General features: G+C 45.7%; 22 protein-coding genes and 1 riboswitch. Of the genes, 13 read left to right on the top strand and 9 right to left on the bottom strand.

All coding sequences use genetic code 11. From position 1 onward, the window contains the following. The first annotated feature begins 182 nt into the window (after nt 1-182). Entirely contained in the window at nt 183-383 is a 201-nt protein-coding gene (locus tag R7E42_RS18045; RefSeq protein ID WP_005379612.1) for a DUF1107 domain-containing protein, read from the top strand. A gap of 70 nt (nt 384-453) precedes the next feature. On the opposite strand, the gene msrA is transcribed toward R7E42_RS18045, so the two are convergent. Next, entirely contained in the window at nt 454-1,092 is a 639-nt protein-coding gene (msrA, locus tag R7E42_RS18040) for a peptide-methionine (S)-S-oxide reductase MsrA (protein WP_318072895.1), read from the bottom strand. A 167-nt stretch (nt 1,093-1,259) separates the two neighbouring features. Here msrA and R7E42_RS18035 point away from each other — a divergent pair, with 167 nt between their 5' ends. From R7E42_RS18035 to R7E42_RS18020, 4 genes are read left to right on the top strand one after another with little or no spacing between them, the layout of a single operon-like run. Continuing rightward, nucleotides 1,260-2,972 carry an autotransporter assembly complex protein TamA gene (locus R7E42_RS18035; protein ID WP_064353584.1) on the top strand — a complete coding sequence of 571 codons (1,713 nt, stop codon included), beginning with the start codon at nt 1,260-1,262 and terminating at the stop codon, nt 2,970-2,972. After that, a complete protein-coding gene (locus R7E42_RS18030; protein WP_213898416.1) occupies nt 2,969-6,733 on the top strand; it encodes a translocation/assembly module TamB domain-containing protein in 3,765 nt (1,254 codons plus the stop codon). The genes R7E42_RS18035 and R7E42_RS18030 overlap by 4 nt, the downstream gene beginning before the upstream one ends. 44 nt (nt 6,734-6,777) lie before the next feature. After that, nucleotides 6,778-7,125, top strand: coding sequence for a gamma-glutamylcyclotransferase (locus tag R7E42_RS18025; RefSeq protein WP_318072894.1), 348 nt, complete (start codon nt 6,778-6,780; stop codon nt 7,123-7,125). Nucleotides 7,126-7,174: 49 nt separating this feature from the next. Next, complete coding sequence (locus R7E42_RS18020; protein ID WP_025768360.1) at nt 7,175-7,537, top strand: DUF2799 domain-containing protein; 363 nt, start codon at nt 7,175-7,177, stop codon at nt 7,535-7,537. A 73-nt stretch (nt 7,538-7,610) separates the two neighbouring features. Here R7E42_RS18020 and ppa read toward each other — a convergent pair whose 3' ends face one another. Beyond that, the gene (gene ppa / locus R7E42_RS18015) at nt 7,611-8,141 is read right to left on the bottom strand and encodes an inorganic diphosphatase (RefSeq protein ID WP_005379635.1); all 531 of its coding nucleotides are present in this window, start codon (nt 8,139-8,141) and stop codon (nt 7,611-7,613) included. Nucleotides 8,142-8,268: 127 nt separating this feature from the next. Beyond that, nucleotides 8,269-9,285 carry a class 1 fructose-bisphosphatase gene (fbp, locus tag R7E42_RS18010; RefSeq protein WP_005383114.1) on the bottom strand — a complete coding sequence of 339 codons (1,017 nt, stop codon included), beginning with the start codon at nt 9,283-9,285 and terminating at the stop codon, nt 8,269-8,271. Between the two features lie 312 nt (nt 9,286-9,597). Between fbp and mpl the strand changes: the two genes are divergently transcribed. From mpl to thiQ, 5 genes are all read left to right on the top strand, one after another. Beyond that, nucleotides 9,598-10,956 carry a UDP-N-acetylmuramate:L-alanyl-gamma-D-glutamyl-meso-diaminopimelate ligase gene (mpl, locus tag R7E42_RS18005; RefSeq protein ID WP_318072893.1) on the top strand — a complete coding sequence of 453 codons (1,359 nt, stop codon included), beginning with the start codon at nt 9,598-9,600 and terminating at the stop codon, nt 10,954-10,956. Nucleotides 10,957-10,961: 5 nt separating this feature from the next. Continuing rightward, nucleotides 10,962-11,600, top strand: coding sequence for a flavin prenyltransferase UbiX (locus R7E42_RS18000; protein ID WP_033906022.1), 639 nt, complete (start codon nt 10,962-10,964; stop codon nt 11,598-11,600). A gap of 37 nt (nt 11,601-11,637) precedes the next feature. Beyond that, a riboswitch (TPP riboswitch) is annotated at nt 11,638-11,774 on the top strand. 72 nt (nt 11,775-11,846) lie between these two features. Beyond that, the gene (thiB, locus tag R7E42_RS17995) at nt 11,847-12,839 is read left to right on the top strand and encodes a thiamine ABC transporter substrate binding subunit (protein WP_171342790.1); all 993 of its coding nucleotides are present in this window, start codon (nt 11,847-11,849) and stop codon (nt 12,837-12,839) included. Between the two features lie 41 nt (nt 12,840-12,880). Then, complete coding sequence (gene thiP / locus R7E42_RS17990) at nt 12,881-14,467, top strand: thiamine/thiamine pyrophosphate ABC transporter permease ThiP (protein ID WP_136976965.1); 1,587 nt, start codon at nt 12,881-12,883, stop codon at nt 14,465-14,467. Continuing rightward, nucleotides 14,467-15,171 (top strand): thiamine ABC transporter ATP-binding protein, encoded by a 705-nt coding sequence (gene thiQ, locus R7E42_RS17985; protein WP_171342788.1) that lies wholly within the window; start codon nt 14,467-14,469, stop codon nt 15,169-15,171. Before thiP ends, thiQ begins: the two co-directional genes overlap by 1 nt. A gap of 18 nt (nt 15,172-15,189) precedes the next feature. Here thiQ and R7E42_RS17980 read toward each other — a convergent pair whose 3' ends face one another. Further along, on the bottom strand, nt 15,190-16,137 hold the full coding sequence (locus tag R7E42_RS17980) for a LysR family transcriptional regulator (RefSeq protein ID WP_318072892.1): 948 nt from the start codon (nt 16,135-16,137) through the stop codon (nt 15,190-15,192). A 92-nt stretch (nt 16,138-16,229) separates the two neighbouring features. On the opposite strand from R7E42_RS17980, the gene R7E42_RS17975 reads away from it, so the two are divergent. Continuing rightward, nucleotides 16,230-17,306 carry an alkene reductase gene (locus tag R7E42_RS17975; RefSeq protein ID WP_025768366.1) on the top strand — a complete coding sequence of 359 codons (1,077 nt, stop codon included), beginning with the start codon at nt 16,230-16,232 and terminating at the stop codon, nt 17,304-17,306. 63 nt (nt 17,307-17,369) lie between these two features. Here R7E42_RS17975 and R7E42_RS17970 read toward each other — a convergent pair whose 3' ends face one another. From R7E42_RS17970 to argR, 4 genes are all read right to left on the bottom strand, one after another. Then, a complete protein-coding gene (locus tag R7E42_RS17970) occupies nt 17,370-17,807 on the bottom strand; it encodes a universal stress protein (protein WP_171342786.1) in 438 nt (145 codons plus the stop codon). Between the two features lie 45 nt (nt 17,808-17,852). Further along, nucleotides 17,853-20,432 (bottom strand): TRAP transporter permease, encoded by a 2,580-nt coding sequence (locus tag R7E42_RS17965; RefSeq protein WP_017820274.1) that lies wholly within the window; start codon nt 20,430-20,432, stop codon nt 17,853-17,855. 291 nt (nt 20,433-20,723) lie between these two features. Beyond that, complete coding sequence (locus R7E42_RS17960) at nt 20,724-21,692, bottom strand: TAXI family TRAP transporter solute-binding subunit (RefSeq protein ID WP_005379657.1); 969 nt, start codon at nt 21,690-21,692, stop codon at nt 20,724-20,726. A 405-nt stretch (nt 21,693-22,097) separates the two neighbouring features. Beyond that, complete coding sequence (argR, locus tag R7E42_RS17955) at nt 22,098-22,568, bottom strand: transcriptional regulator ArgR (protein ID WP_005379659.1); 471 nt, start codon at nt 22,566-22,568, stop codon at nt 22,098-22,100. 359 nt (nt 22,569-22,927) lie between these two features. On the opposite strand from argR, the gene mdh reads away from it, so the two are divergent. Beyond that, entirely contained in the window at nt 22,928-23,863 is a 936-nt protein-coding gene (gene mdh / locus R7E42_RS17950) for a malate dehydrogenase (protein ID WP_005379660.1), read from the top strand. A 113-nt stretch (nt 23,864-23,976) separates the two neighbouring features. Then, nucleotides 23,977-24,168, top strand: coding sequence for a hypothetical protein (locus tag R7E42_RS17945; protein ID WP_213883837.1), 192 nt, complete (start codon nt 23,977-23,979; stop codon nt 24,166-24,168). Nucleotides 24,169-24,261: 93 nt separating this feature from the next. On the opposite strand, the gene ispB is transcribed toward R7E42_RS17945, so the two are convergent. Continuing rightward, the coding region (ispB, locus tag R7E42_RS17940; protein ID WP_318072891.1) for an octaprenyl diphosphate synthase at nt 24,262-25,169 on the bottom strand (908 nt) is incomplete at its 5' end.

Raw genomic sequence — 25,169 nt, 5'->3', positions numbered from 1 at the left:
CAGTATATATCCAGATCTTAGAAATTTGTAGGACCGGTGATAACATTTATTTAACGTATGGAGTGGTGTAATCTTGCGTTATATTTAGAATTTGCTAAAATGATTTCCGTCGCAAATTGCGCATTAAGATTGCAGAGGAAAAATAAGCAATCCGTGTTTTCTCAAAGGAATTGAGGTGAGTTATGCTACGTGAGTTTGCTGTATATCGACCATTACAAGTGGCCCGTTTTGTTAAAACGTTGTTCAAAGGTCAATTTTTTATTGTTGGGGTTGGCTGTTTTCAGTTCGACAATGGCAAAGTGTTACTACCTGACGTCAACGATCATAAAAGGCTCACCATCTTTAAAGAAGTCAACCAAGTGATAGCATCATTATCGGCTTAGTTAGCTTGGTACCCACTTAGATTTAGAAAAGAGCGACCATATCGGTCGCTCTTTTTGTTGCTGGTTAGGTTTATCCTTGGAGGCTTGGTGGGAAGCAAACTCCCGTTCCTCCGATGCCACAGTAACCATCAGGGTTTTTCGCCAAATATTGCTGGTGGTAGGTTTCCGCAAAGTAATACGGACCTGCTGGTTGTATTTCGGTGGTGATGTTCGCGCGCTGCTCTTCTTGCAGTGCTTGCTGATACAAGAGTTTCGATTTCTCTGCGCTCTCGAGTTGCTCCGTCGAATAAGTGTAAATTGCAGAACGATATTGAGTACCTAAGTCGTTACCTTGACGCATTCCCTGAGTTGGGTCGTGTTTTTCCCAAAAAACAGCCAGTAGCTTTTCTAATGAGATGACGCGTTCATCGAAAACGACTCGTACGACTTCTGTATGACCCGTTTTACCCGTACAGACTTCTTCATAGGTGGGATTGGGTGTGTACCCCCCAGCGTAACCGACCGAAGTAGATACAACGCCGTCGAGTTGCCAAAATACGCGCTCAGCGCCCCAAAAACAGCCCATTCCGAGCAAAATCTGCTGTTGGTGTGACGCCAGAGGCGCCTTTAGGTTAGATTTATTTACAAAATGATGAGCGTCAATCTGCATTGGTTGATCTCTACCTGGCAAGGCATCTTCTATACTGATCAATGTTTGTTTGTTGAGCATGGTATTTGTCCTTCAATACGTGTCTTAAATTTGCGAACTTTTTCATTTCGTCTGTATCTGATGCTGTGATGACATAGACCGCGTTAAACCTATTAATATTACAGACTTAGAACCTAATTGGCGTTATCATTATTTACGTTTACTTAACCTCATTCAGCCATAAAAGCATGATAAAAAAAGCTCTCCCCACCATTGTTGGCCTGTTTGCCTTTTCTCATGGTGCCTATGCCGATGTTTCTTTGACTTTGAAAGGCATTGATGGCGCTTTAGAAGAGAATGTCAGTGCGTATCTATCATCTATTCCAGAGAAGGATTACTCCACTTCTCTGCGTTTTCAAGCGAGATTAGATCAAAGTATCACTGAAGCGCTTAACGCGCTTGGGTATTATCATGCAAAAATTTCATACTCTATTCCTGAAGCGAATGATGAGTTAATTGTGCTCATCAAGCCGGGCTTGCCAGTGAAAGTGAAAGTCATGGATGTGGTCATCACTGGAGAGGCCAAGGACGATGAAGAGTTTGCAAAACTTATTGAGCGCTCTCCGCTCAAAGTTGGCCAAGTTTTGAATCAAGGCCAATACGACAGCCTTAAGTCAGGCATTCGTAACTTGGCGCTTCAGCGTGGTTACTTCAATGGTGAGTTTACGCTAAGTCGATTAGAGGTTATCCCTGATCTGAACGAAGCTAATGTCCGTTTGCACTACAGCAGTGGAATACGTTTCAATTTTGGCGACGTTTCTTTTATTGGCAACCACATCTGGGAAGACCGTGTCGCATCACTACAACCTTTTAAAGAAGGGGACCCATACAACGTTTCGAAGCTGGGCGAGTTTAACCAGAAGCTATCAAATACGGAGTGGTTTTCCTCAGTTTTTGTTGAGCCTGAATTGGATAGGCTTGATGATGGCCGAGACTTGCCAATTAAAGTGTCTTTATCTCCTGCTTCGAAGAATCAGATCGAGACGGGTATTGGTTACTCAACGGATGTCGGCGTTCGAGGAACGTTGAAGTGGAAGAAACCTTGGGTGAGCTCCCGAGGGCACAGTTTCAACACTGCTTTATCCCTATCTAAGCCAGAGCAAACCGTGACTGCTTCTTACAAAATTCCTTTAGAAGATGTCGCTAACGATTATTATCAAGTTCAATATGGGCTTAAAAACCTAGACAACCGTGACACGCAGAGTATCGAGTCTAACCTTGCAGTGGAACGTCATTGGTTAGCAGACGGTGGTTGGCATAATACCGTTTATGTTCGTCATTTGTACGAGAGCTTTACGCAAGGTTTACAAGATGATGAATTCAACTTCGTACTTCCAGGTGCGACATTTTCTCGGACTAGGGTTCGAGGGGGCAATATGCCAATGTGGGGAGACAAGCAAAGCATCACTGTTGAGTATGGTGATACCGCTATGCTTTCTGAAACTAGAGTGCTCCGCTTGATTGGCTCGACTTCTTGGATTCGTGGTATTGGAGAGAATCATCGTGGTTTGTTCCGCTTAGAAGGTGGTGCGAATATTACCGATGAACTTGAAAAGCTATCACCGTCGCTGCGTTTCTTCGCAGGTGGTGACAATAATATTCGTGGTTACGGCTATGAATCTATTTCACCTGTGGATGAGAGTGGTGCTTTGACGGGTGGTAAATACATTGTTAGCAGTACATTAGAATACCAATATCGTGTTTATGGAAACTGGTGGGCTGCAACGTTTTACGATATTGGTGATGCGTTTAATGAAACACCAGATTGGAAATCAGGTGCTGGTGTTGGTATCCGCTGGGCGTCTCCGGTGGGCCCTGTTAGTTTTGATTTTGCATGGGGGTTGGATGCAAAACCAGAACGAGAGTTTCGTATCCACTTCTCATTGGGGCCTGAGCTATGATCAAAATGATGTTTAAGTGGACCAAATGGCTGTCGCTCAGTTTGATTGGTCTATTGCTGTTGCTCATCATTATTGTCGCGACAGTTTTATTTACCCACCCAGGCCTCAAATTTGCCTTGTGGGGAGCCGAAAAAGCACTACCACAATTGCAGATTGAAAAAGTGCAGGGTTCATTGTTTCCTCGCTTCGAACTGCATAACGTCAGTTTTGTCGATGAGTCTTTGAATATCGATGCCAAAGTCGAGCGTTTAGCTTTGGCAGTGAACTTCCGCTGTTTCTTTGACCCTAAGGTTTGTGTCGATGAGTTAAGACTGCAGGGGCTTGACTTTAAGATGCCTGAGCTACCGCCAGCAAGCGAGGAGCAAGAGGAAACACCACCACTGCGTTCTATCAGTACGCCAGTGCCAATTTTTGTTAATAAAGTCAGCTTTAATGATATCAATGTCAATGTGCTGGGCAATCAAATTGATTGGCAAACGTTCTCGACCGCTTTGTCGATGCAAGGCGATCGTTTGGTGATCGCACCTACCGCGTTGAAAGACATTAATGTGGCTTTAGCACCAAGTGAAGCTGAACCTGAAGCGGTTGTTGAAGAGCCGAAAGAAGCCGATGCTACGCCGCAAGATATTGTGTTACCCGAAGTATGGATTCCGCTGACGGTGGAAGCGCGTCGTCTTGATATTCACAATTTCAAACTGGCAGGTGAAACGCCAGTGATCGTCAATCATCTTGGTTTGGTTGCAAGAGCAGGCGGTGAGCGTGTTGATGTCAAAACGTTAGAACTCGACATGCCAGAAGTGGAGGGCAAGTTGAGCACACAAGTGACGCTTTCTTCTGATTACCCTATCAAAGCGCAATTGGACGCGTTAGTGAAGCAAGCGGATGCGAAGGGACAAAAACTGTCGCTTTCGGTCTCGGGTTCGGTTGGTGATTTGTCACTAAATGCTACGCTTTCTGAGCTTATACAAGCGGAGATCAAAGGTGATATTCAACCGCTTAAAACACAGTTACCGTTTGATGTCGCGATTAAAAATGTACAAGCGCAATGGCCGCTATTTGGACAAAGCGATTACCAGGTTTCTGTACCAAGCTTGGCGGCAAAAGGCTCACTTGACGGCTACGAAGTCGCATTAGAAACCAAAGCGTCAGGCAAAGATATTCCCGCCGTTGATGTCGCACTAAACGGCAAAGGTACGTTAGAGCAAATTGACCTCGAAAGCCTTGTAGTGAAAACCTTAGGGGGCGAACTCTCTGGGAAAGTCATGGCCAATTGGGCCGCGCCAATCAACTGGCAAGCTGACTTAAACCTGAAGAACATTCAACCAGGATTGCAGTGGAAAGAAGCCGAAGGGGATATCAGCGGTAATCTTTCGACTTCGGGGTTGTTAACAGAACAAGGCGGTTGGCAAGTCAGTTTGCCTAAGTTAGACATTGACGGCATTTTGCGAGGTTATCCGCTGAATGTTGAAGGGCAACTTGAAGCGTCTGATAAGAACGGCAAAGGCGAAGACATCCAACTTACCACTCAGGGTTTAGCGCTTTCTCATGGCCCGAACCAACTGAGTGCAAAGGGTAAGATCGATAAGCAAATTCTGATGGATGTTGAGGTTAACTTCCCTGATTTTGCGAAAAGTGTTCCGGACCTTGCAGGTAAGATGCAAGGTAAAGTCGCACTACGTGGTAGCTTGAAAGAACCAAACATCAATCTTGATCTCGCTTTAAATCAGATTAACTGGCAGCAACAGGCGAACGTAGAAACGATCACCTTAAAGGGCGATGTGAAGCCTCTGCCAGCACCAAAAGCGAATATAAGCCTTATTGCGAACAACATTACCTATGACGACATAAAAGTTGATAGTGCTGACCTTGAAGTCTCTGGGGATGAAAAACTGCATCAACTTACGCTCGATGTAGTGTCTGACCTAGTGTCGACCAGTTTAGAAATTGAAGGGACATTCCAGCAGAAACCAGAAATGATTTGGGATGGGGCGCTGCGCCGCTTGACGCTGAGCTCGCAACAAGGCCCGTGGGCGTTGCAAAAATCGACCGCGGTGAAGGTCAATATCGACAAACAGATCGCGAACGTTCAAGCGCATTGTTGGTTGCAAGCTGAGTCGAGCGTATGTCTAACCGAAGACATTAGTGTCGGTAAGAGTGGCCAGGCGAAGTTAGCCATCAATGATTTTGATTTTGACCAAATCAAACAATTCCTGCCGCCAGAAACCAAGCTGCAAGGCTCGGTTAATGCACAGGCTTTTGCTAAATGGGCACCAGAGAAAAAGCCTGAAGTAACCTTAAGTGTCAATATGCCAAAAGGCCAAGTTGAACAAGCGCTTGAGCAGCCAATTAAAGTCGGTTGGGAAAGCTTCAACTTTAAAGCGGCATTAGCGAAAGACAAGCTTGATGCCGAGTGGCTATTTGATGTGAAAGATAACGGTGACTTGTCTGGTAAGGTTTCTTTACTGAATGTCTCGTCTGAAAAGCCCACTATTGATGGTAAGGTTTCACTCTCTACGTTCCACTTGGATTTCTTGGCACCGTTGATTGGTGAGTACAGCTTGTTTAAAGCAAACATGAATACTGACCTAGCGATATCAGGTGACGTCATGCATCCGAAGGTGAACGGCCAGTTCTTGATTGACCAGATGAAGCTACAGGGTGAAGTCACACCGATAGATATAAACTCAGGACAGGTCGTCATCAACTTTAAAGGTCATCAAGCGGACTTGGATGCCGGAATTTTAACCCCGGATGGTGAGTTGAACGTTACCGGTGATGCCGACTGGCAGGACTTACAGAACTGGCGCACTAAAGCGCGTGTATTTGCTAAAGAGCTCAATGTTGATTTGCCCCCAATGGTAAAAATCAAAGTTGAGCCTGACATGACAATAGATGTGACTCCTCAGCTTGCGAAAATTGAGGGTGATATTAATTTGCCATGGGGCAGAATTGTCGTCGAAGAGCTTCCACCAAGTGCGGTAGGCGTATCGAGTGATACCGTTATTCTCGATAAAAACTTGCAGCCAGTGGACGATGTGGCTGCGATGCCGTTTGATGTGGAAACGAACATCAACATTAAAATTGGTGATGACTTCCAACTTGCCGCTTTTGGTTTAAAAGGTGGGTTGAAAGGGAACCTAAACGTGACACAAAAAGACAAAGGTCCTTTCATCGTTGGTGAAGTGAATGTTGTCGACGGTTCTTATCGTTCGTTTGGTCAGGACTTATTGATTAAAGAAGGTAAGATTCTGATGAATGGTCCACCGGATCAACCTTACTTGTCTATCAAAGCGATTCGTAATCCAGACAATACCCAAGATGATGTCATTGCGGGGGTACAAGTGTCAGGCCCAGCATCTGATCCGAGTATAGAAATTTTCTCAGAGCCCGCGATGAACCAAGCCAATGCACTTTCTTATCTACTTCGTGGTCAAGATATTGATGGTGAAGCCGGTGGTAATGCAATGACGACTACCTTAATTGGTTTAAGCTTGGCGAAGAGTGGTCGTGTGGTTGGTGAAATCGGTGAAGCCTTTGGCGTACAAGATTTACAGCTGGACACTGCTGGGTCGGGCGATGATTCGCAAGTGACGGTGAGTGGTTATATTCTGCCAGGTTTGCAGGTGAAATATGGTGTCGGCATCTTTAACTCCCTAGGTGAGTTCACTGTGCGTTACCGATTGATGCAAGACTTGTATTTAGAAGCAGTATCTGGTGTAGATAGCGCCGTTGACCTACTCTATCAGTTTGAGTTCGATTAAAGTGCTTTAACCTAAGCATATACAGTCATGACTAAGGAGTGGTTATGCAGCATTTGATTTTTGTCTACGGCACGTTACGCAAGGGAGAGTACAACCATCAGTATTTGCGCTCGGCGCAGTTTCTTGGTTTACATGAAACGGATGCTCAATTTGCAATGTATGACTTAGGCCCTTATCCAGCGTTGTCTGATGGGCAACGCTCGATTCAAGGTGAAGTGTATCTGATTGATGATGAAACCTTATCCGAGCTAGATAGGTTAGAAGATGTGCCAGTGGAATATCGCCGAGAGAGCATCGTTACGCTGTTTGGCCAAGCTTGGATCTACTTATATCAAGATACTGAGCAATTAACCGAAGAAATCGCTTCCGGCGATTGGTGTCAAAAGGTGTGAGCTATACTGACATTATCAATAGCAACGAGCTAAACACTAAGGAGTCACGATGAAAACATTCGTAATTGGAGTAATGGCGTTGCTTCTTGCTGCATGCGCACAAACAACACTACCGACTTCGAATAATGTGACCGATTGGCAAGTGTTTGGTAAGCAGTCAGCTTTAGATGGATTACGGGAGTTATCTGAGGAGCGAATTGCGAAGCTGGATGATGTTAACCATGCGACGCCAGAACTGATAATGGCTTATCAAGCGGGTTACCAGCAAGGCAAGCAAGAGTATTGTGAGCAAAGTGCTTATATGCTCGGTGTTATCGGGCGTCCGTATTTTGGCATTTGTGATGATGTTGACCCCTTCTTTCAACATGACTACGACGCTGGACGAATGTCTTCAGCAGGCGCACCTATCTAGTTGACACAGGTAAGATGAAAGCAAAAGAGCTGCCCTAGAGCAGCTCTTTTTAATTTTGTATCAGCAGTGATGCTTATTTTTTCTGAGCTCGCTCGTAAGATTCTAGGATTTCAGCTTTAGCGGCAGCAACATCTGCCCACCCATCCACTTTCACCCATTTGCCTGCTTCAAGCTCTTTGTAACGCTCAAAGAATTGCGTGATCTGCGCTTTCAGTAGTTCTGGGATATCGTCCACATCTTGGATGTGCTCGTACTCTTTCGAGATTTTTGAGTGGGGAACCGCAAACACTTTTGCATCTTCACCCGATTCATCTGTCATCTTCAAAACGCCAACAGGACGGCAGCGAATGACTGAACCTGGCATGAGTGGGTATGGTGTTGGTACCAATACGTCGACTGGGTCGCCATCAAGAGACAGGGTATTGTTCACGTAGCCATAGTTGCATGGGTAGAACATTGGTGCAGACATGAAACGGTCGACAAATACAGCACCAGAGTCTTTATCTACTTCGTACTTGATTGGATCTGCATTTGCTGGAATTTCGATAACGACATAGATATCTTCAGGCAGCGACTTGCCTGCTGGTACATGGTTTAAGCTCATTAGAATATTCCTTTTCATTAACGATGAGTCACACAAAAGCGGCTTCATCTGATGATAAATTCGCGTTTCACTTTAGCGACAAAAACGCGGCAGGTAAACACCTGCCGCGTTGGACAAAGGTCTGAAATTATTCTTCGTCGCGGTGCAGTTCAAGGAACTCTTCAACTTTGCGAACCATGTTCTTCGAACCCACAAAGAAAGGTACACGCTGGTGCAACTCAGTAGGCTTGATGTCCATAATGCGATTCACGCCGTCCGATGCAATGCCGCCAGCTTGCTCAATGAGGAATGCCATAGGGTTACATTCGTAAAGCAGGCGTAGCTTGCCTTGTGGGTGGCTTTGTGTGCTTGGGTAAAGGTAGATACCGCCTTTCAGTAGGTTGCGGTGGAAATCAGCAACCAGCGAGCCAATGTAGCGAGAAGTGTATGGGCGACCGTCTTCTGGCACGTTTTCTTGGCAGTACTTGATGTACTTCTTCACCCCTTGAGGGAAACGAATGTAATTACCTTCGTTGATGGAGTAGATCTTACCATCATCAGGAATCATCATGTTTTCATGAGAAAGACAGAAGCTGCCGATAGATGGGTCGTAAGTAAAGCCGTTTACGCCGTTACCTGTTGTGTATACCAACATGGTGGAGGAGCCGTAAATTACGTAGCCCGCAGCCACTTGTTTGTGACCAGGTTGTAGGAAGTCTTCTTCAGTTGGTGGAGTACCGATTGGAGAAACACGACGGTAAATCGAGAAGATAGTACCAACAGAGACGTTCACATCGATGTTAGAAGAACCATCAAGTGGGTCCATCAGTACTACATATTTGGCGTTTTGGTTGAGTTCTTTATTGAACGCAACTGCTTCGTCTTCTTCTTCACTGGCAACGCCACACACTTGGTCACGAGCTTCAAGCGCGGCTTTGAACTTATCGTTCGCGTAAACATCGAGCTTTTGCTGATCTTCACCTTGGACATTTTCCGTGCCTACAGCACCAGTGATATCACCGAGACCCGCTGCGTTGATTTCGCGGTTAACGATTTTTGCAGCTAAACGAATGGAGGCTAAAAGGGATGATAGATCACCGCTAGCGTGGGGGAAATCCGCTTGTTTTTCGACAATGAACTCGCCTAGGGTGCGCAGTCCTGACATGGTTAATCCTTACATTTTCATTTCATTGGGGGTAGTGCGCAAGTGAGCATCTCTTTATGGATGTTAAACGATTGCGCTGGATGTAAGTTTAAGTCGCAGATCTTTTTAATGGTAATGAAGTAACTGTTTGAGATCTCAATTTATTTGTAGACTTGTTTGAGGGATTCATCAGTAAGCAAGAGGTTGTACAGTCTGTGTTCAACCTTGTCATATTTGTGAAAGGGACTGCAAGAAGAAGGCTAAAGTCACTCGCTTTTCAGGCGGTAATCGCGATAATGAAAGCATTAAAAAACGCATTACAAGGTTTAGTTTATGCACATTCATATCTTGGGTATCTGTGGCACATTTATGGGCGGCGCAGCGATTCTAGCGCGCCAATTAGGACATAAAGTCACTGGTTCTGATGCCAACGTTTATCCGCCAATGAGCACACTGCTTGAGTCTCAAGGTATTGAAATTATTGAAGGCTTTGACCCGTCTCAACTCGACCCCCAACCAGATCTTGTGGTGATTGGTAACGCGATGAGCCGTGGCAACCCGTGTGTCGAGCATGTGCTCAACACTAACATGCGTTACACCTCTGGCCCGCAGTGGCTCAACGAGTTTTTGCTGCATGATCGTTGGGTATTGGCGGTATCGGGTACACATGGGAAAACGACCACGTCGAGCATGCTTGCTTGGATACTTGAAGATTGTGGTTATCAACCGGGTTTCTTAGTCGGTGGGGTACTCGGTAACTTCGGAGTGTCTGCTCGTTTGGGTGAAAGCATGTTTTTTGTCGTTGAAGCCGACGAATATGACAGTGCTTTTTTCGATAAGCGTTCTAAGTTTGTGCATTACCATCCTCGCACTTTAATCATGAATAACCTTGAGTTCGATCATGCTGATATCTTCGATGATCTAGAAGCGATCAAGCGCCAATTCCATCATTTAGTGCGAACTGTACCGGGCAACGGATTGATCTTAGCGCCGAGGAAAGATCAAGCGTTAGCGGATGTATTAGAGCGTGGCTGCTGGACTGAAAAACAGTTCTCTGGTGAGAATGGTGACTGGCAAGCGCACAAATTAGTGCTTGATGGCTCAAAATTTGACGTTGCGTTGCAAGGTGAGAAGGTTGGTACCGTCGAATGGAATTTGGTGGGTGACCACAATGTGGATAATGCGCTGATGGCAATCGCTGCTGCACGACATGTTGGAGTCACTCCGGATCTTGCTTGCCAGGCATTAGGGCGTTTCATCAATACCAAGCGCCGTTTAGAGCTGAAAGGTGAAGAACAAGGTGTGACGGTTTACGATGATTTTGCGCATCACCCAACGGCAATTGAACTTACTGTCGGTGGTTTGCGTAACAAGGTAGGTGAAAAACGCATCCTTGCTGTGTTAGAGCCGCGTTCTGCCACCATGAAGCGTGGTGTACACAACAACACACTTGCAGAGTCACTACACAGTGCAGATGAAGTCTTCTTGTTCCAGCCAGATAATATCGAGTGGTCTGTGCAAGACATTGCCGACCAATGCAAACAGCCAGCGTTTTTCGATGCGGATATAGATAACTTTGTAGCCAAGATCGTCGAACGTGCGCGAGCAGGTGACCAAATTCTAGTCATGAGTAATGGTGGCTTCGGTGGTATTCACGGAAAACTTCTTGAGCAGTTAAAACAAAAAGCCTGATTGATATGCAAAACAAAACACAACCCTCTCACAAAAAAGCCATCACGTTGGCATTAACGGGGGCTTCTGGTGCTCCCTACGGCCTTCGTCTTTTAGAATGCTTGGTTGCGGCGGATTATCATGTCTACGTTCTGATTTCTTCGGCAGCTCGTGTTGTGATGGCAACCGAGCATAATCTTAAGCTGCCAAGTGGTCCAGAAGCAGCGCAGCAAGCATTGGTAGAGCACCTGAACTGCAATCCCGATAACATCACCGTTTGCGGTAAAGATGACTGGTTCTCACCGGTTGCGTCTGGTTCTGCTGCACCAAAGCAAATGGTGGTTTGCCCATGTTCTGCGGGAAGCGTTGCAGCGATTGCGCATGGTATGTCAGATAACTTGATCGAGCGGGCCGCTGATGTGGTAATGAAAGAGCGCGGGCAGCTGTTGCTCGTGGTTCGCGAAACACCATTTTCAACGCTACATCTGGAGAACATGCACAAACTGTCGCAAATGGGCGTCACCATCATGCCAGCAGCTCCAGGCTTCTATCATCAGCCAAAGAGTATTGAAGACTTAGTGGATTTTATGGTGGCGAGAATTCTTGACCACTTAGGTATTGAGCAAGGTTTGGTGCCTCGTTGGGGTTATGACCAGCGCTCGTGAGCTGATTGTGTAACCACTCAAATACCTTTACAATCCATCCAACTCATCGGGGAGCAAACCCATTTAGCATTGAGTCAATCAATGCATTGGGGCGCTGAGACCTAAGTGTTTAACTAGGGACCCGTATTACCTGAACCAGATAATGCTGGCGTAGGAATTGAGTCTGGATATTGGAAGTCCTTAATAGCCGCCTCAAACCCTGTGCCGCTCAACTTATTTCTCTGAAATACTCATGGAGAGCGAGCAGTGAAACCCACTCTAAATCTGATTGCCTTAGCTGCAATCACCTCTACTTCAGCGTTTGCCGCTGAAAACACATTAACCATCTATACCTACGACTCTTTTGCCGCAGATTGGGGGCCGGGTCCTAAAATCGAGCAAGCTTTTGAAGCAAAATGTGGCTGTGACGTTAACTTCGTAGCGTTGGACGATGGTGTGTCGATTCTGAATCGTCTTCGTCTTGAAGGCGGTAATAGCAAAGCGGACATCGTATTAGGTTTGGATAACAATCTGATGGCAGAAGCGAAGAAAACCGGTCTGCTTGCCGAGCACAATGTAGATACGTCCAATACAGTGTTACCAAACGGTTGGAGCGACACGACGTTTGTACCGTACGATTACGGCTACTTCGCGTTTGTGTACAACAAAGAGAAAATGACTAATCCGCCGAAAAGCATGAAAGAGCTGGTGGAAACGCGCGACGATCTGAAAGTGATTTACCAAGATCCGCGGACTTCAACGCCGGGCCAAGGCTTGATGCTATGGATGAAATCTATTTATGGCGACGATGTGACGCAAGCGTGGCAGAAGCTAGCGAGCAAAACCGTAACGGTCACGAAAGGTTGGTCTGAAGCGTATTCCATGTTCCTCAATGGTGAGTCCGATTTAGTGCTTTCTTACACCACCTCACCTGCGTACCACTTAATTGCGGAAAACGATTCGAAGTTTGCGACGGCGAATTTTGCTGAAGGCCACTACATGCAAGTTGAAGTCGCCGCCAAAGTGAAAGGGGCAAAAAATTCAGAACTTGCTGATCAATTTATGAGTTTCATTTTAAGTGATGAGTTCCAATCGGCGATGCCAACGGGTAACTGGATGTACCCAGTCACTGACGTTGAGTTACCTAAAGGTTTTGAAACTTTGAGTGTTCCAAGCAAGTCGTTGAGCTTTAGTGCTGATGAAGTGGCAAAAATGCGTAAGTCTTGGATTCGCGAATGGCAAAGCGCATTGACGTTTTAGCTGACGTTTCCACCCTCATCTGAATGAGATAGGTTTTACCTTTGAATTCTGTTCCAAAAATAGGTTTAGGGGTCGCGATGATCATCGCGACCTTTGTTATTTCTGCCCTAGGTGCTTTGATTGTTCAAGCCCCTTCACTTGATGTGTCTGTGGTATGGGGCGACCCGTACTATCAACATGTCACCAAGTTCAGTTTCTACCAAGCGTTTCTTTCCACATTGCTCAGTGTTGGCTTTGCCATTCCAGTAGCGCACGCACTTTCGCGTCGCCAATTTATTGGTAAATCATTACTGCTTAAGCTGTTTGCATCGACACTGGTTTTGCCGGTTTTGGTTGGTGTTTTTGGGCTGTTAGCGATTTATGGCAACAGTGGTTTGTTGGCGCAGTGGTTGCAAAGTTTCGACACTAAACTGCCATTCTCTATTTACGGTTTGAACGGCATTTTACTCGCCCATGTGTTCTTTAATTTACCTTACGCGGCACGATTGCTTCTGCAAGCCTTGGAGTCTATTCCTGCCGAGCAGCATAAGCTTTGCGCGCATCTTGGGATGAGCCATTGGGATAAGTTTCGCTGGGTAGAATGGCCGCGTTTAAGGCAGCAGCTTCCCCACGTTTGTGGGTTGGTGTTTATGTTGTGCTTTACCAGTTTTGCCACTGTAATGGCGTTGGGGGGCGGGCCAAAATCCACCACCATTGAATTGGCCATTTACCAAGCGATTAAGTTTGATTTTGATTTACAAGCTGGGGCGTTATTGGCGCTGTGGCAGATGCTGTTATGTGGACTGCTTGCTATTGGAGTGCAGAAGTTAACAAGGCCTGTTTCTATCAGTGCTGGAAGCACATCGGTACAGCAATATTTAACGAAGGATCATGGGTGGTCAAAAGCTTGGGATAGCTTTTGGATCATAGGTGCCTTTTTACTGGTAATACCGCCGTTATTGATGGTGTTACTGAGTGGCATCAACCAACAAGTTTGGACAGTATTAACCGATGAGCGTTTTTGGTTTGCGCTATTGAACTCCCTCAAAGTCGCCTGTGTCGCTAGCGTGCTTGCGGTCGCTGCAGGGGTGTCCATACTATTGACCAGTCGCCGTTGGCGGTTGCAGTACAAAAACACGCGAGCCGATCAGATAGAGTTAATCGGCACCATTATTTTGGTGACTCCAGGTCTGGTGATTAGCACCGGTTTATTCTTACTACTGCGCGCATTTACCGATGTTTTTAGCTTGGCATTTTTTGTCGTGATTTTGGTGAACGGTTTGATGGCTTTGCCTTACGTGATCAAAACGCTAGCGCAGCCAATGCTGCACATTGAACAACAGTATCAGTATGTATGTGCCAGCTTAGGCATGCGTGGCTGGCAACGGTTTAAAGTGGTGGAGTGGCAGGCGCTACGCAAGCCGTTTGCACATGCGTTTGCGATCAGCTTTATGTTTGCAATAGGGGATTTAAGTGCCATAGCACTGTTTGGTGGACAAGAGTTTCGTACCTTACCTTTGTATTTGTTCCAGTTGCTTGGCAGTTATCAGATGGACGCAGCTGCGGTGGTATCGGTGACCCTATTGTTGTTGAGTGTGGGCTGTTTTGCCTTGATTGAGAAAGTATTGAAAACGAAGGAGAGAGCGTAATGTTAGTGTTGGATGATGTGCAGTACACCTACCAACGTGAACTGTTTCGTTTTGACTTAACGATTGAGCAAGGACAGATTGTGTCGCTGATGGGACCAAGTGGGGCAGGGAAGTCAACCTTGCTGGCGTTGGTGGCAGGATTCATCCATCCTGACCGTGGTGATATTTGTGTTGATGGTGAGTCCATTGTGCGTAAAGAGCCTTATCTGCGTCCGTTCTCTATGTTGTTCCAAGAGCACAATTTGTTTGCTCACTTATCGGTGCGTGACAACATCGGTTTGGGCTTACACCCAGGGCTAAAGCTTACGGTGGACCAAAATCGTCAGATTGAACAAGCCGCGCAGCAAGTTGGTGTTGCAGAGTACCTCGACCGTTTGCCAGAGCATCTTTCTGGTGGCCAGCGTCAACGTGTTGCCTTAGCGCGTTGTTTTGTTCAGCCTCATCCCATGTGGCTATTGGATGAGCCGTTCTCGGCGCTTGATCCGGTGTTGCGTGAAGAGATGCTGAGCTTGGTAAAAAAACTCGCAGCAGAGCAGGGAATAACTGTATTGATGGTCACGCACCATTTAAGCGATGCCAAAGCGATTGCCAGCCACTTTGTGTTTGTGGCAGATGGTAAAGTGGAAGCCGCGGGTGATATGTCTGCATTGAGTGAACAGCATGCTAGTGAGAAGCTTGCGGCATTTATCCGAGCAGCATGCTAGTGCCTGATAGTTGCTAGGTTATGCTTCTCCGCAACACAAACCATGCCGAGGGCCAAATTCAAATTGAGATCTTAAGCTCATGATATGGTCAATCATTGCTTGTACACGCCGTGGGCGGTTTGCTCCAGGACGATAGACTAAATAAATAGGCATTGGTACCGTGTGCCATTGCGGTAACACTCTGACTAAGGTGCCACTTTCTAGCTCTTGCGTCATGTTCTGCACAGGTAAGTTCGCGATGCCTAGTCCTTTAAGTGCGCCTTTTAATATTGCTTCTACAGTTGTACTTGAGAAGTTACTGGTTATTGAAACATTGACGGTATTATCTTGTGAGATCAGCGTCCAAGGTCCTATTTCTGAAACATATTGATACCTCAAACAGTTATGTTTTGTCAGGTCTTCTGGCGTTTCAGGTACGCCGAACTCAGCTAAATACTCAGGGCTAGCAGCCAGGACTCGAGTGGTATAGCCTAATTTTTTCGCGATTAATCGATCATCAACTATCTGACCGACTCTAATTGCCATATCAAAGCCGTGTGAAAACAGATCAACAAAATCGTTCGATGCTTCTAACGCAATTTGTACTTTTGGCCATTGTTTTAAAAATGGCAAAAAGATGTGCTCCGCCATATACGCATCCAACGCTGGTGGCGCGGAAATACGCAGCCGGCCTTGGATCTGTTGTTCCATCTCCTGAACGTCATGGCCAATTGAGTGGAATTCCTCAACTAAGCTTGCAGCACGCTCTAAAACCATTTGGCCAGCTTCGGTGATCACTAACTTTCGGGTTGTGCGCTCTAGCAGTTTGGCTTCAAAGTGTTGTTCGAGTTTGGTTATGGCTTTACTAACAGTAGATTTCGGTAGGTTTAACTCCAGCGCGCACTTGGTTAAGCTCAGTAGTCGACAGCTTGTGACAAAGATAGAAAGCGTTCTAAAGTCAATTGTTTCTAAATTCCGAACAATCACTTTCAATTATCCATATTGTTTCAATATTAATCTGATTATAGTCTGGCACCTCATCCTTAGCCATCAAGTTATTGTCATTTGAGGTAAACAACATGTCCAACTCTGTAGACTTATTTTCTCCTATCGAACTCGGTCAATTAGCATTAGATAACCGTGCCATTATGGCGCCTTTAACGCGAGCTCGTGCTGGCGCAGACCATATTCCTAATGACCTTATGGTTGAATACTACGCTCAACGTGCGAGTGCCGGACTTATCATTGCTGAATGCACCATGGTGATGGAAGGTACGTCTGCTTTCATGGCAGAGCCGGGTATTTACAACGAAGAGCAAATCGCAGCTTGGAAAAAGGTAACGGATGCGGTTCATGAGAGAGGCGGTAAGATTGTACTGCAAATTTGGCATGCGGGACGAGCTTGTCATCCTGATCTGAATGAAGGAAAAACACCTGTAGCGGCGAGCGCATTGGCCATTCGTGATGAATTAGTCCATACCCCTTCGGGTAAGCAAGCATATACGGTACCACGAGCACTCGAAGTGGATGAGATAGCTTCCATTGTTGCGGCGTTTAAACAAGGTGCAGAAAACGCCAAGAAAGCAGGCTTTGATGGGGTCGAGATACATGGCGCCAATGGTTATCTTATTGATAACTTCCTTCGTGACGGCTCAAATTTACGTACCGATGAATACGGTGGCTCGGTTGAAAATCGTGCTCGATTTTTACTTGAGATAGTGAAAGAAGTCGTTGAGGTGTGGGGACCCGGAAGAGTCGGTCTGCGTACATCTCCGCTAAATGGATTTAATGACATGAAAGACAGTGATCCAGTTGGTTTGGTGCGTTACTTAGCAGAGCAACTTAATTCTTTCGATCTTGCTTATTGGCACGTGATGCGTGCGGATCTGAAAGGCGTACAAAAAGCAGATGTTCTCAAGCCAGCACGCGAAAACTATCAAGGTCACTTAATGGCGAACGTGGGCTACAGTGCACAAGAAGCGGCAACAGCAATTGCAGAAAACAAAGTTGATGTGGTCGCATTTGGCGTTCCCTTTATCGCAAACCCAGATTTAGTTGAGCGGTTTAAGAAAAATGCACCTCTTAATGAGGCGAAACCAGAACACTTTTATTTGGGTGGAGCAGAAGGTTATACCGATTACCCAGTGATGGCATAACCCTTACTTGTTTAATATAAAAAGGACGCTAATGTTAGCGTCCTTTTTCGTTTCTGTATTTACTTAGCCTTGCGGTTTTACGATCATCACATTGATTGGAGAATATTCCACAACCTTACTCGCGACAGAGCCAAGCATTACTTTATTGATTTTAGAGCGTTTGTGGCTTGGCATAATGATGAGATCAGCGCCTAAACGTTCTGCATAATCAAGAATGGTCGCGTAGGCCTTGCCTTCAGCAACATGCACTTGGTAAACCACATCTTCAGCAATATGCTCATTAGCGAAAGCTTTTAGTTGCTGCTTCACGTCTTGCTTCATTTTGGCTGCAGCATCTTTCGGAAAGTATGTGGCAACCATCGACATGTGAATACCAGGTAGTACCGTCAGAAGATGGATTTGAGCATTTGCTTGCTTTGCCTGCCAAACCGCTAGTTCAACCGCTCGGTCTGAAAAGCCTTGGTCATTTAGATCAACCGGAACAAGAATTTGTTTGTACATTCAATGTCTCTCATTAAGGCCCCTTTATCCTCGGGGCCAAATCGGTTATGCGCTCAATTGTTCCTTACGAGCACGACGTTTTTGGTTCATTGCAAGCACCAGCAAAATCATTAAGCATGGTACAAACACCCACTCTTTCATCGGACGGTCTGCATCCTGGATAACCCACTTGATTTCCCAATCAAAGTCGATACCTGCGGACTCTGCTGGACTACCAAATTCAACCATATCGACAATCATTTTGTTGTCACTTTCGGTCAGCATCAGACCCATAGATGAAATACGTGCGTCTGCTGTTGTCGCACTGTCTTCGAATGGAAGACGAACCGTTTTCTCAATGTAGTCGCCCTCAAGGTTTTCACCGGCAACACGTAACTCCAATGATTCTCCTACATTTAGTGTTTCCGTGATTTGAGCTACCTCAACGCCAGGAGAAAGAACTTTCGCTGGGTACAGCATGTCCCACCAAAAACCTGGACGGAAAAACGAAAATGTCAGTACTAATAATAGGACTGTTTCCCACCACTTGTTACGCGTGAACCACCACCCTTGAGTTGCCGCAGAGAATATCAGCATTGCAATGATCGATGAAATGACCGTGAGTGCCAAATGCCACCAAGAGTCGATCCCCATTAACAATAACTGGGTATTGAACACAAACATGAACGGCAAAATAGCGGTTCGAATATCGTAAGTAAAACCTTGGATACCGGTACGAATTGGATCTGATTTCGCAATCGCTGCTGCTGCAAAAGCCGCAAGACCTACAGGTGGGGTATCGTCGGCCAAAATACCAAAGTAGAAAACGAACAAGTGCACCGCTATCAACGGAATAATCAAGCCATGCGCCGCGCCGAGCGTAACAATAACCGGCGCCATTAGCGTAGAGACCACGATGTAGTTCGCCGTTGTTGGCAGACCCATCCCCAGAACCAAGCTAATGATGGCGGTAAACAGCAGCATAAGAATGATACTGCCACCAGAGATAAACTCGACGAAGTCGGTCATCACTAGTCCGATACCCGTTAGTGTAACAACACCAACTACGGTGCCCGCTGCCGCGGTTGCAACGCCGATACCAATCATATTGCGCGCACCAGAAACTAAGCTCTCGGCAAGATCGACAAAGCCATCTTTGGTTTGCTGAAGCATATCACCTTGCTTTGACAGCAGTGCAATCAACGGACGTTGAGTAAGCAAAATGAAAATCATGAACACCGTTGCCCAGAATGCCGAAAGACCAGGTGAGAAACGTTCGACAGTCAAACACCAAACCAATACGACGATAGGGAGTAGGTAGTGCAAGCCTGACTTAACGGTTGGGCCAGGATCAGGTACTTCTGTTAATTCTGCATCAATCTCAATTGCGCCATCTTGCACGTGATTTGCTGAGACTTTCACCAACCCAACGTACGCGATTAATAGTGCGACGGTAACAATTGGTGTCGCGGCATCACCAAAGACGTCCTTTGTCCAACCCACTCCGTAGTAAACCAATGCGCTGATCACACACAATCCTAAGATTGTGCCAGTAAAGGACAGCAGACTTTGTACTAGTGTTGGGTTGTGGCGACGAGGAAGCCCTGTCATGCCTGCTTTACACGCTTCAAGGTGAACAATGTAAATTAAAGCAATATAAGAGATTAGCGCTGGAAGTAGGGCGGCTTTAATCACCTCAACGTAGGAGATACCGACGTATTCCACCATCAAAAATGCTGCTGCACCCATGATTGGCGGTGTTAACTGACCATTGGTTGAAGCCGCTACCTCTACCGCACCCGCTTTTGTGCCGGGAAAGCCAACACGCTTCATCAGTGGAATCGTAAAGGTGCCAGTTGTTACTACGTTTGCGATTGAAGAACCAGAAACCAGACCAGATAAACCTGATGCAACAACGGCCGCTTTAGCTGGACCACCTTTCATATGGCCAAGTAACGAGAAGGCAACTTTAATGAAGTAAGCACCAGCACCAGCGCGTTCCAGCATTGCTCCAAACAATACAAACAAGAAGACAAAAGAGGTAGAAACACCTAGCGCAACCCCAAATACGCCTTCTGTTGTTAGCCACAAGTGAGACATGGCCTTGTTCAAGCTTGCCCCTTTGTGCGCGATAACGTCAGGCATGTAAGGGCCTGCAAAGGTGTAAGTAAGGAAAACAGCAGCCACGACCATTAATGGTGGACCAAGTGCTCGGCGTGTTGCTTCTAAAAGGAGGAGCATACCGATAACAGCAACAACGATATCAACCGTTGTCGGTGCGCCTGAGCGTCCTGCTAGCTCGGTATAAAAAAGGTATATATAGGCTGCTGAAAAGCTGCCAGCCAACGCGAGTATCCAATCAACAAGAGGGATATGATCGCGAGGAGAATTCTTCATCGCTGGATAAGCAGTGAAAGCCAAAAAGATCGCGAAAGTAAGGTGGATAGATCGCGCTTCCGTGTCGTTCAGTACGCCAAAATTGAAAATAAATGGTAACGGGGATGCGTACCATAATTGAAATAGTGACCAACACAGAGGAACAAACCAAAGGATTCGTCCTTGCATTCCCGAAGGGCTACGTGCACCTGTGTCTGCCTGAGCCACCATTTCTTGCACATCTTGTGACGGAGCTTGATTCGTCGCCATGTACTTTTTCCTTATTATTGATGGTCCTGTCTGATTTTTATCGAGAACCACACTTCGCCTCTATCAGTGTAGTGAATGGAGCGAAGTTTGCTTTCGAGTATTTTGCTGCCTGAACTCAAAGTGTTGATTGTTGGGTACTCTGTTAGGCGGCGTTTAAGTTTTCTTGGGTATGAGCTCGCAGTTTTCAGAAGAAAACTGGCGAATGAAGCATACAGTTAGAACGTGCTACAACCTGTATGCTCAAACAGGCAGAAAATATTCTTTCCTGCCTGTATGTAGAGTCTGAGGAAATTACTTAATTAGACCCATTTCTTTGTAGTATTTTTCTGCACCTGGGTGAAGAGGAATAGAAAGACCAGCTTTCACCATGTCTTCTTTCTTCAAGTTTGCGAATGCAGGGTGTAGACGTTTGAAGGTATCAAAGTTTTCAAACACAGCTTTTGCCACGTTGTAAGCGACATCGTCTGAAACATCAGAGGTCGTTACCATTGTTGCTGCAACACCAAAGCTGTTTACGTCTTTGTCTGTACCGCGGTACATACCAGCCGGTACTGAGCTAAAGGCGTAGTATGGGTTGTCGGCAACAATTTTATCGATTTTAGGGCCTGTTGCTGAAACTAGCTTCGCATCACATGATGTGGTTGCTTCTTTGATTGAACCGTTCGGGTGGCCGACCATGTAAATGAAGGCGTCAATTTTGTTATCACAAAGTGCTTGAGAGCGTTCAGAGCCTTTTAGCTCAGACGCCAATTTGAAGCTGTCGTTTGTCCAACCCATCGCTTCCATGACAACGCCCATCGTTGCACGGTCACCAGAGCCTGGATTACCGATGTTTACGCGCTTACCTTTCAGGTCTTCAACGTTTTCAATACCTGAATCTGCACGCGCAATGATGTTGAAAGGTTCTGTATGAAGAGAGAACATTGCGCGTAGCTTCTTGTACGGGCCTTGTTCTTCAAACTTGCTCGTACCGTTGTAGCCGTGGTACTGCCAATCCGATTGCACGATACCAAAATCTAATTCGCCTGCACGGATAGTGTTAACGTTGTAAATTGAGCCACCAGTCGATTCTACTGAACAACGGATGTTGTGGTCTTTACGACCTTTATTTACCAACTTACAGATAGCACCACCAGTTGGGTAGTAAACACCTGTCACAGAGCCAGTACCGATGGTAATAAACTCTTGAGCGTTAACTGCGCCTGCGCCCATTACGGCTGCAGCGATAGCGCCTACTTTGAGAAGTTTGTTAAATGCCATGAATTTCCCTTCCTTATATTCATTATTTACCCGGAAATAACCATAAATCACTTCTGGAGTTTCCTATTTGGAAACGGCACCTTTTTCAATCCAATCGTTTGAAAAAGCGAGCGAATCATAACAAAAAATTGGCAGAAAATTATCCAATTGTTAAATGTTATAGTTGATAAGTCTGAATTTTGTATCAGGGGATAGGATTCAATTTGTGATTTAATTCTTTTTATAACAATTACTTAATTAACGTTTAGTGACTGAAATGAAAAAGATCAATTGCGTGATGTTAATCACAAAATGGGTGGTTAAAGAACGAGCGGAGTAAGCAAAAAATTTACATAAATTATGGGCTACAAAATGAGACTTCTTTTATAACCCACAATGAGTTAGCTGATTGAAGCTTTATAGAACTTAACCAGTATATTCGAACAGCTCGCACACTGATTTGAAGAGTTGCTCAGTCGTAATTGCCATGGTTGGCGTAATGAAAATGGTATCGTCACCCGCGACAACGCCAAGAATACCTTCGGATTTACCGAGTGAATCAAGCAAGCGAGCAATCAACTGTGCTGCACCTGGGCCGGTGTGAATTACCACTAACGCTGCATTACGATCGATGTCTAGTACCAGTTCACGCAGAGAGCTGCTGACTGTTGGGACACCTAGCTCAGCAGGAAGACAGTAAACCATTTCCATTTTTGCATTGCGCGTACGGACGGCGCCAAATTTAGTCAGCATACGTGAGACTTTAGATTGGTTGATACTCTCAAACCCTTGCTGTTTGAGTGCGTCAACAATCTCGCCCTGTGAGCCAAAGCTTTCTTCTTTTAACAGGGCTTTAAAGGCGCGAACTAAGTTGTCTTGTTTTTCTGAATTGCGCATAGTCATTACAAATCTCTTATTACGGGTCAGCAATTTTGCATATTCTCGCATATATATTCAGGCGGTGCCAAAGAGTCCCAGGATTATGTTAGATGCGTCACTGTAAACTATATACCACATAGAATTCTTTAGCGCGCTGAAGTAGGGCTGTATCTGTTTTCTTGAATTCCTTGTCATTTCAACAGAATAAAAGAATAATCCAAGCCCCATTTGTAGCACGGTAACAGCGAGTTGCGCGAGGTCGCAAAGCTAGCGTTAATTGATTGTAATCAAGTTGTGATTCCGATAGCTTTATTTAAGTTGGTTACAAACTACCCTACGAATACGTTTATAAGAGAAATACTCTCAAGGAGAACTACATGAAAGTAGCCGTTATTGGTGCCGCTGGTGGCATCGGTCAAGCCCTGGCCCTTCTACTTAAGAACCGTCTTCCTGCTGGTTCTGATCTAGCCCTATATGATATTGCTCCAGTAACTCCTGGTGTGGCCGCTGATCTTAGCCACATCCCTACGCCAGTTTCTATCAAAGGTTACGCTGGTGAAGATCCTACTCCAGCACTAGAAGGCGCGGATGTTGTGCTAATTTCTGCTGGTGTTGCGCGTAAGCCAGGTATGGATCGTGCGGATCTATTTAATGTAAACGCTGGTATCGTTAAATCGCTAGCGGAGAAGATTGCGGTTGTTTGTCCGAAAGCTTGTGTTGGTATCATCACAAACCCTGTAAATACAACAGTGCCAATTGCTGCTGAAGTTCTTAAAAAAGCGGGTGTTTATGATAAGCGTCGTCTATTTGGTGTAACAACGTTGGATGTTATCCGTTCAGAAACGTTTGTTGCTGAGCTAAAAGACAAAGATCCAGGTGACGTTCGCGTGCCAGTAATTGGTGGTCACTCTGGCGTAACGATCTTACCTCTACTGTCTCAAGTAGAAGGTGTTGAGTTTACAGCTGAAGAAGTAGAAGCATTAACGAAACGTATTCAAAATGCAGGTACTGAAGTTGTAGAAGCGAAAGCGGGTGGTGGTAGTGCAACACTATCAATGGGCCAAGCTGCATGTCGCTTTGGTCTGTCTCTGGTTCGTGCTCTTCAAGGTGAAGAAGGCGTAGTTGAGTGCGCTTACGTTGAAGGCGACGGCGAACACGCGACGTACTTCGCGCAACCTGTGAAACTGGGTAAAGAAGGCGTTGAAGAAGTACTAAGCTACGGCAAACTCAGCGATTACGAAAAGTCTGCATTAGACGGTATGCTAGAAACACTAAATGGCGACATCAACATTGGTGTTGAATTCGCAAAGTAATCTAGAAAGCCTATATAAGAAGAAAGCCGATCATTTTGATCGGCTTTTTTGATCCTTGATTTCTCAACTTCGTAAAAATGGTCGAATAAAACCACGTAGTGAAGGAGAAGATGATGGAAGCGAGGCGAATCCGTAAAGGCATGGTTGTTGAGTGCCAACAAGGCGTCGGTACGATATTAGTGGTCGACCATGAAGCAGAGACGGTATTGTTGTCCAAACAAGGGACTGAACAGCAGCTCGCCGTTAGCTTTGATGAAATAGAAGATGATCCACAACTGCATGGCGGTAGTGACAGATATTACTAGCGCCTCGGGCGTCGTCATTAGGTATCAAACGTAAAAAAGGAAGAGCATGCTCTTCCTTTTAGCTATAAGCCTTGCGTTATGGGTAGCTATTGATTACTTCGTGCGTTGTACAGCGACATGAGCCAGAGTAACAAGCGCTTGTTTGTATTCAGACTCTGGCAACACTGATAGTTCTGCGATTGCTTTGTCTGCTTCTTCTAGAGCTTTTTGCGTTGTGTATTCCAGAGAGCCTGCTTCTTTCATGACCGCAAGAATTTCTTCTAAGCGATCCATGCCATTCGCTTTCTCAATCGCTTCACGAATCATGATGGCGTTTTCTGGTGTGGTATTACGCATAGCATGGAGTAGAGGTAAAGTTGGCTTGCCTTCGGCCAAGTCATCACCCACATTTTTACCCATGTCTTCGCCATCAGAAGTGTAATCCATGACGTCATCAATGAGCTGAAACGCAGTGCCTAGATACTTACCGTAATTTTGCATTGCGATTTCCACATGCTCAGGAGCATCATTTAAGATTGCACCGATTTGAGTTGCGGATTCAAATAAGCGCGCAGTCTTAGAGTAGATGACTTGCATGTAGCTTTCTTCTGTCGTGTCAGGGTCGTTACAGTTCATCAACTGCTGTACTTCACCTTCGGCGATCACGTTTACGGCATTGCTCATTAGTTTAAGGATCTTCATGGATCCTAGTTCCGTCATCATCTGAAATGAGCGTGTATAGATAAAGTCCCCAACTAATACGCTAGCCGCATTGCCAAATGCTGCATTCGCAGTGGCTTTACCACGGCGCATGTCTGATTCATCTACCACGTCATCATGCAGCAAAGTCGCTGTATGGATGAACTCAATAAACGCAGCTGCCATTGTATGACCATTGCCTTGGTAACCAAGTGCACGGGCTGACAGTATCGCTAAAAGCGGTCTTAGACGTTTGCCTCCACCACTCACGATATAAAAACCGAGCTGGTTGATTAAAGAGACATCAGAATTAAGTTGGGCTT

This window comes from Vibrio sp. Vb1337, assembly GCF_033338715.1.
GTDB lineage: Bacteria > Pseudomonadota > Gammaproteobacteria > Enterobacterales > Vibrionaceae > Vibrio > Vibrio alginolyticus.
Note: the sequence above shows the minus strand (reverse complement) of the source record. Positions and strands in the feature narration are given on the sequence as shown.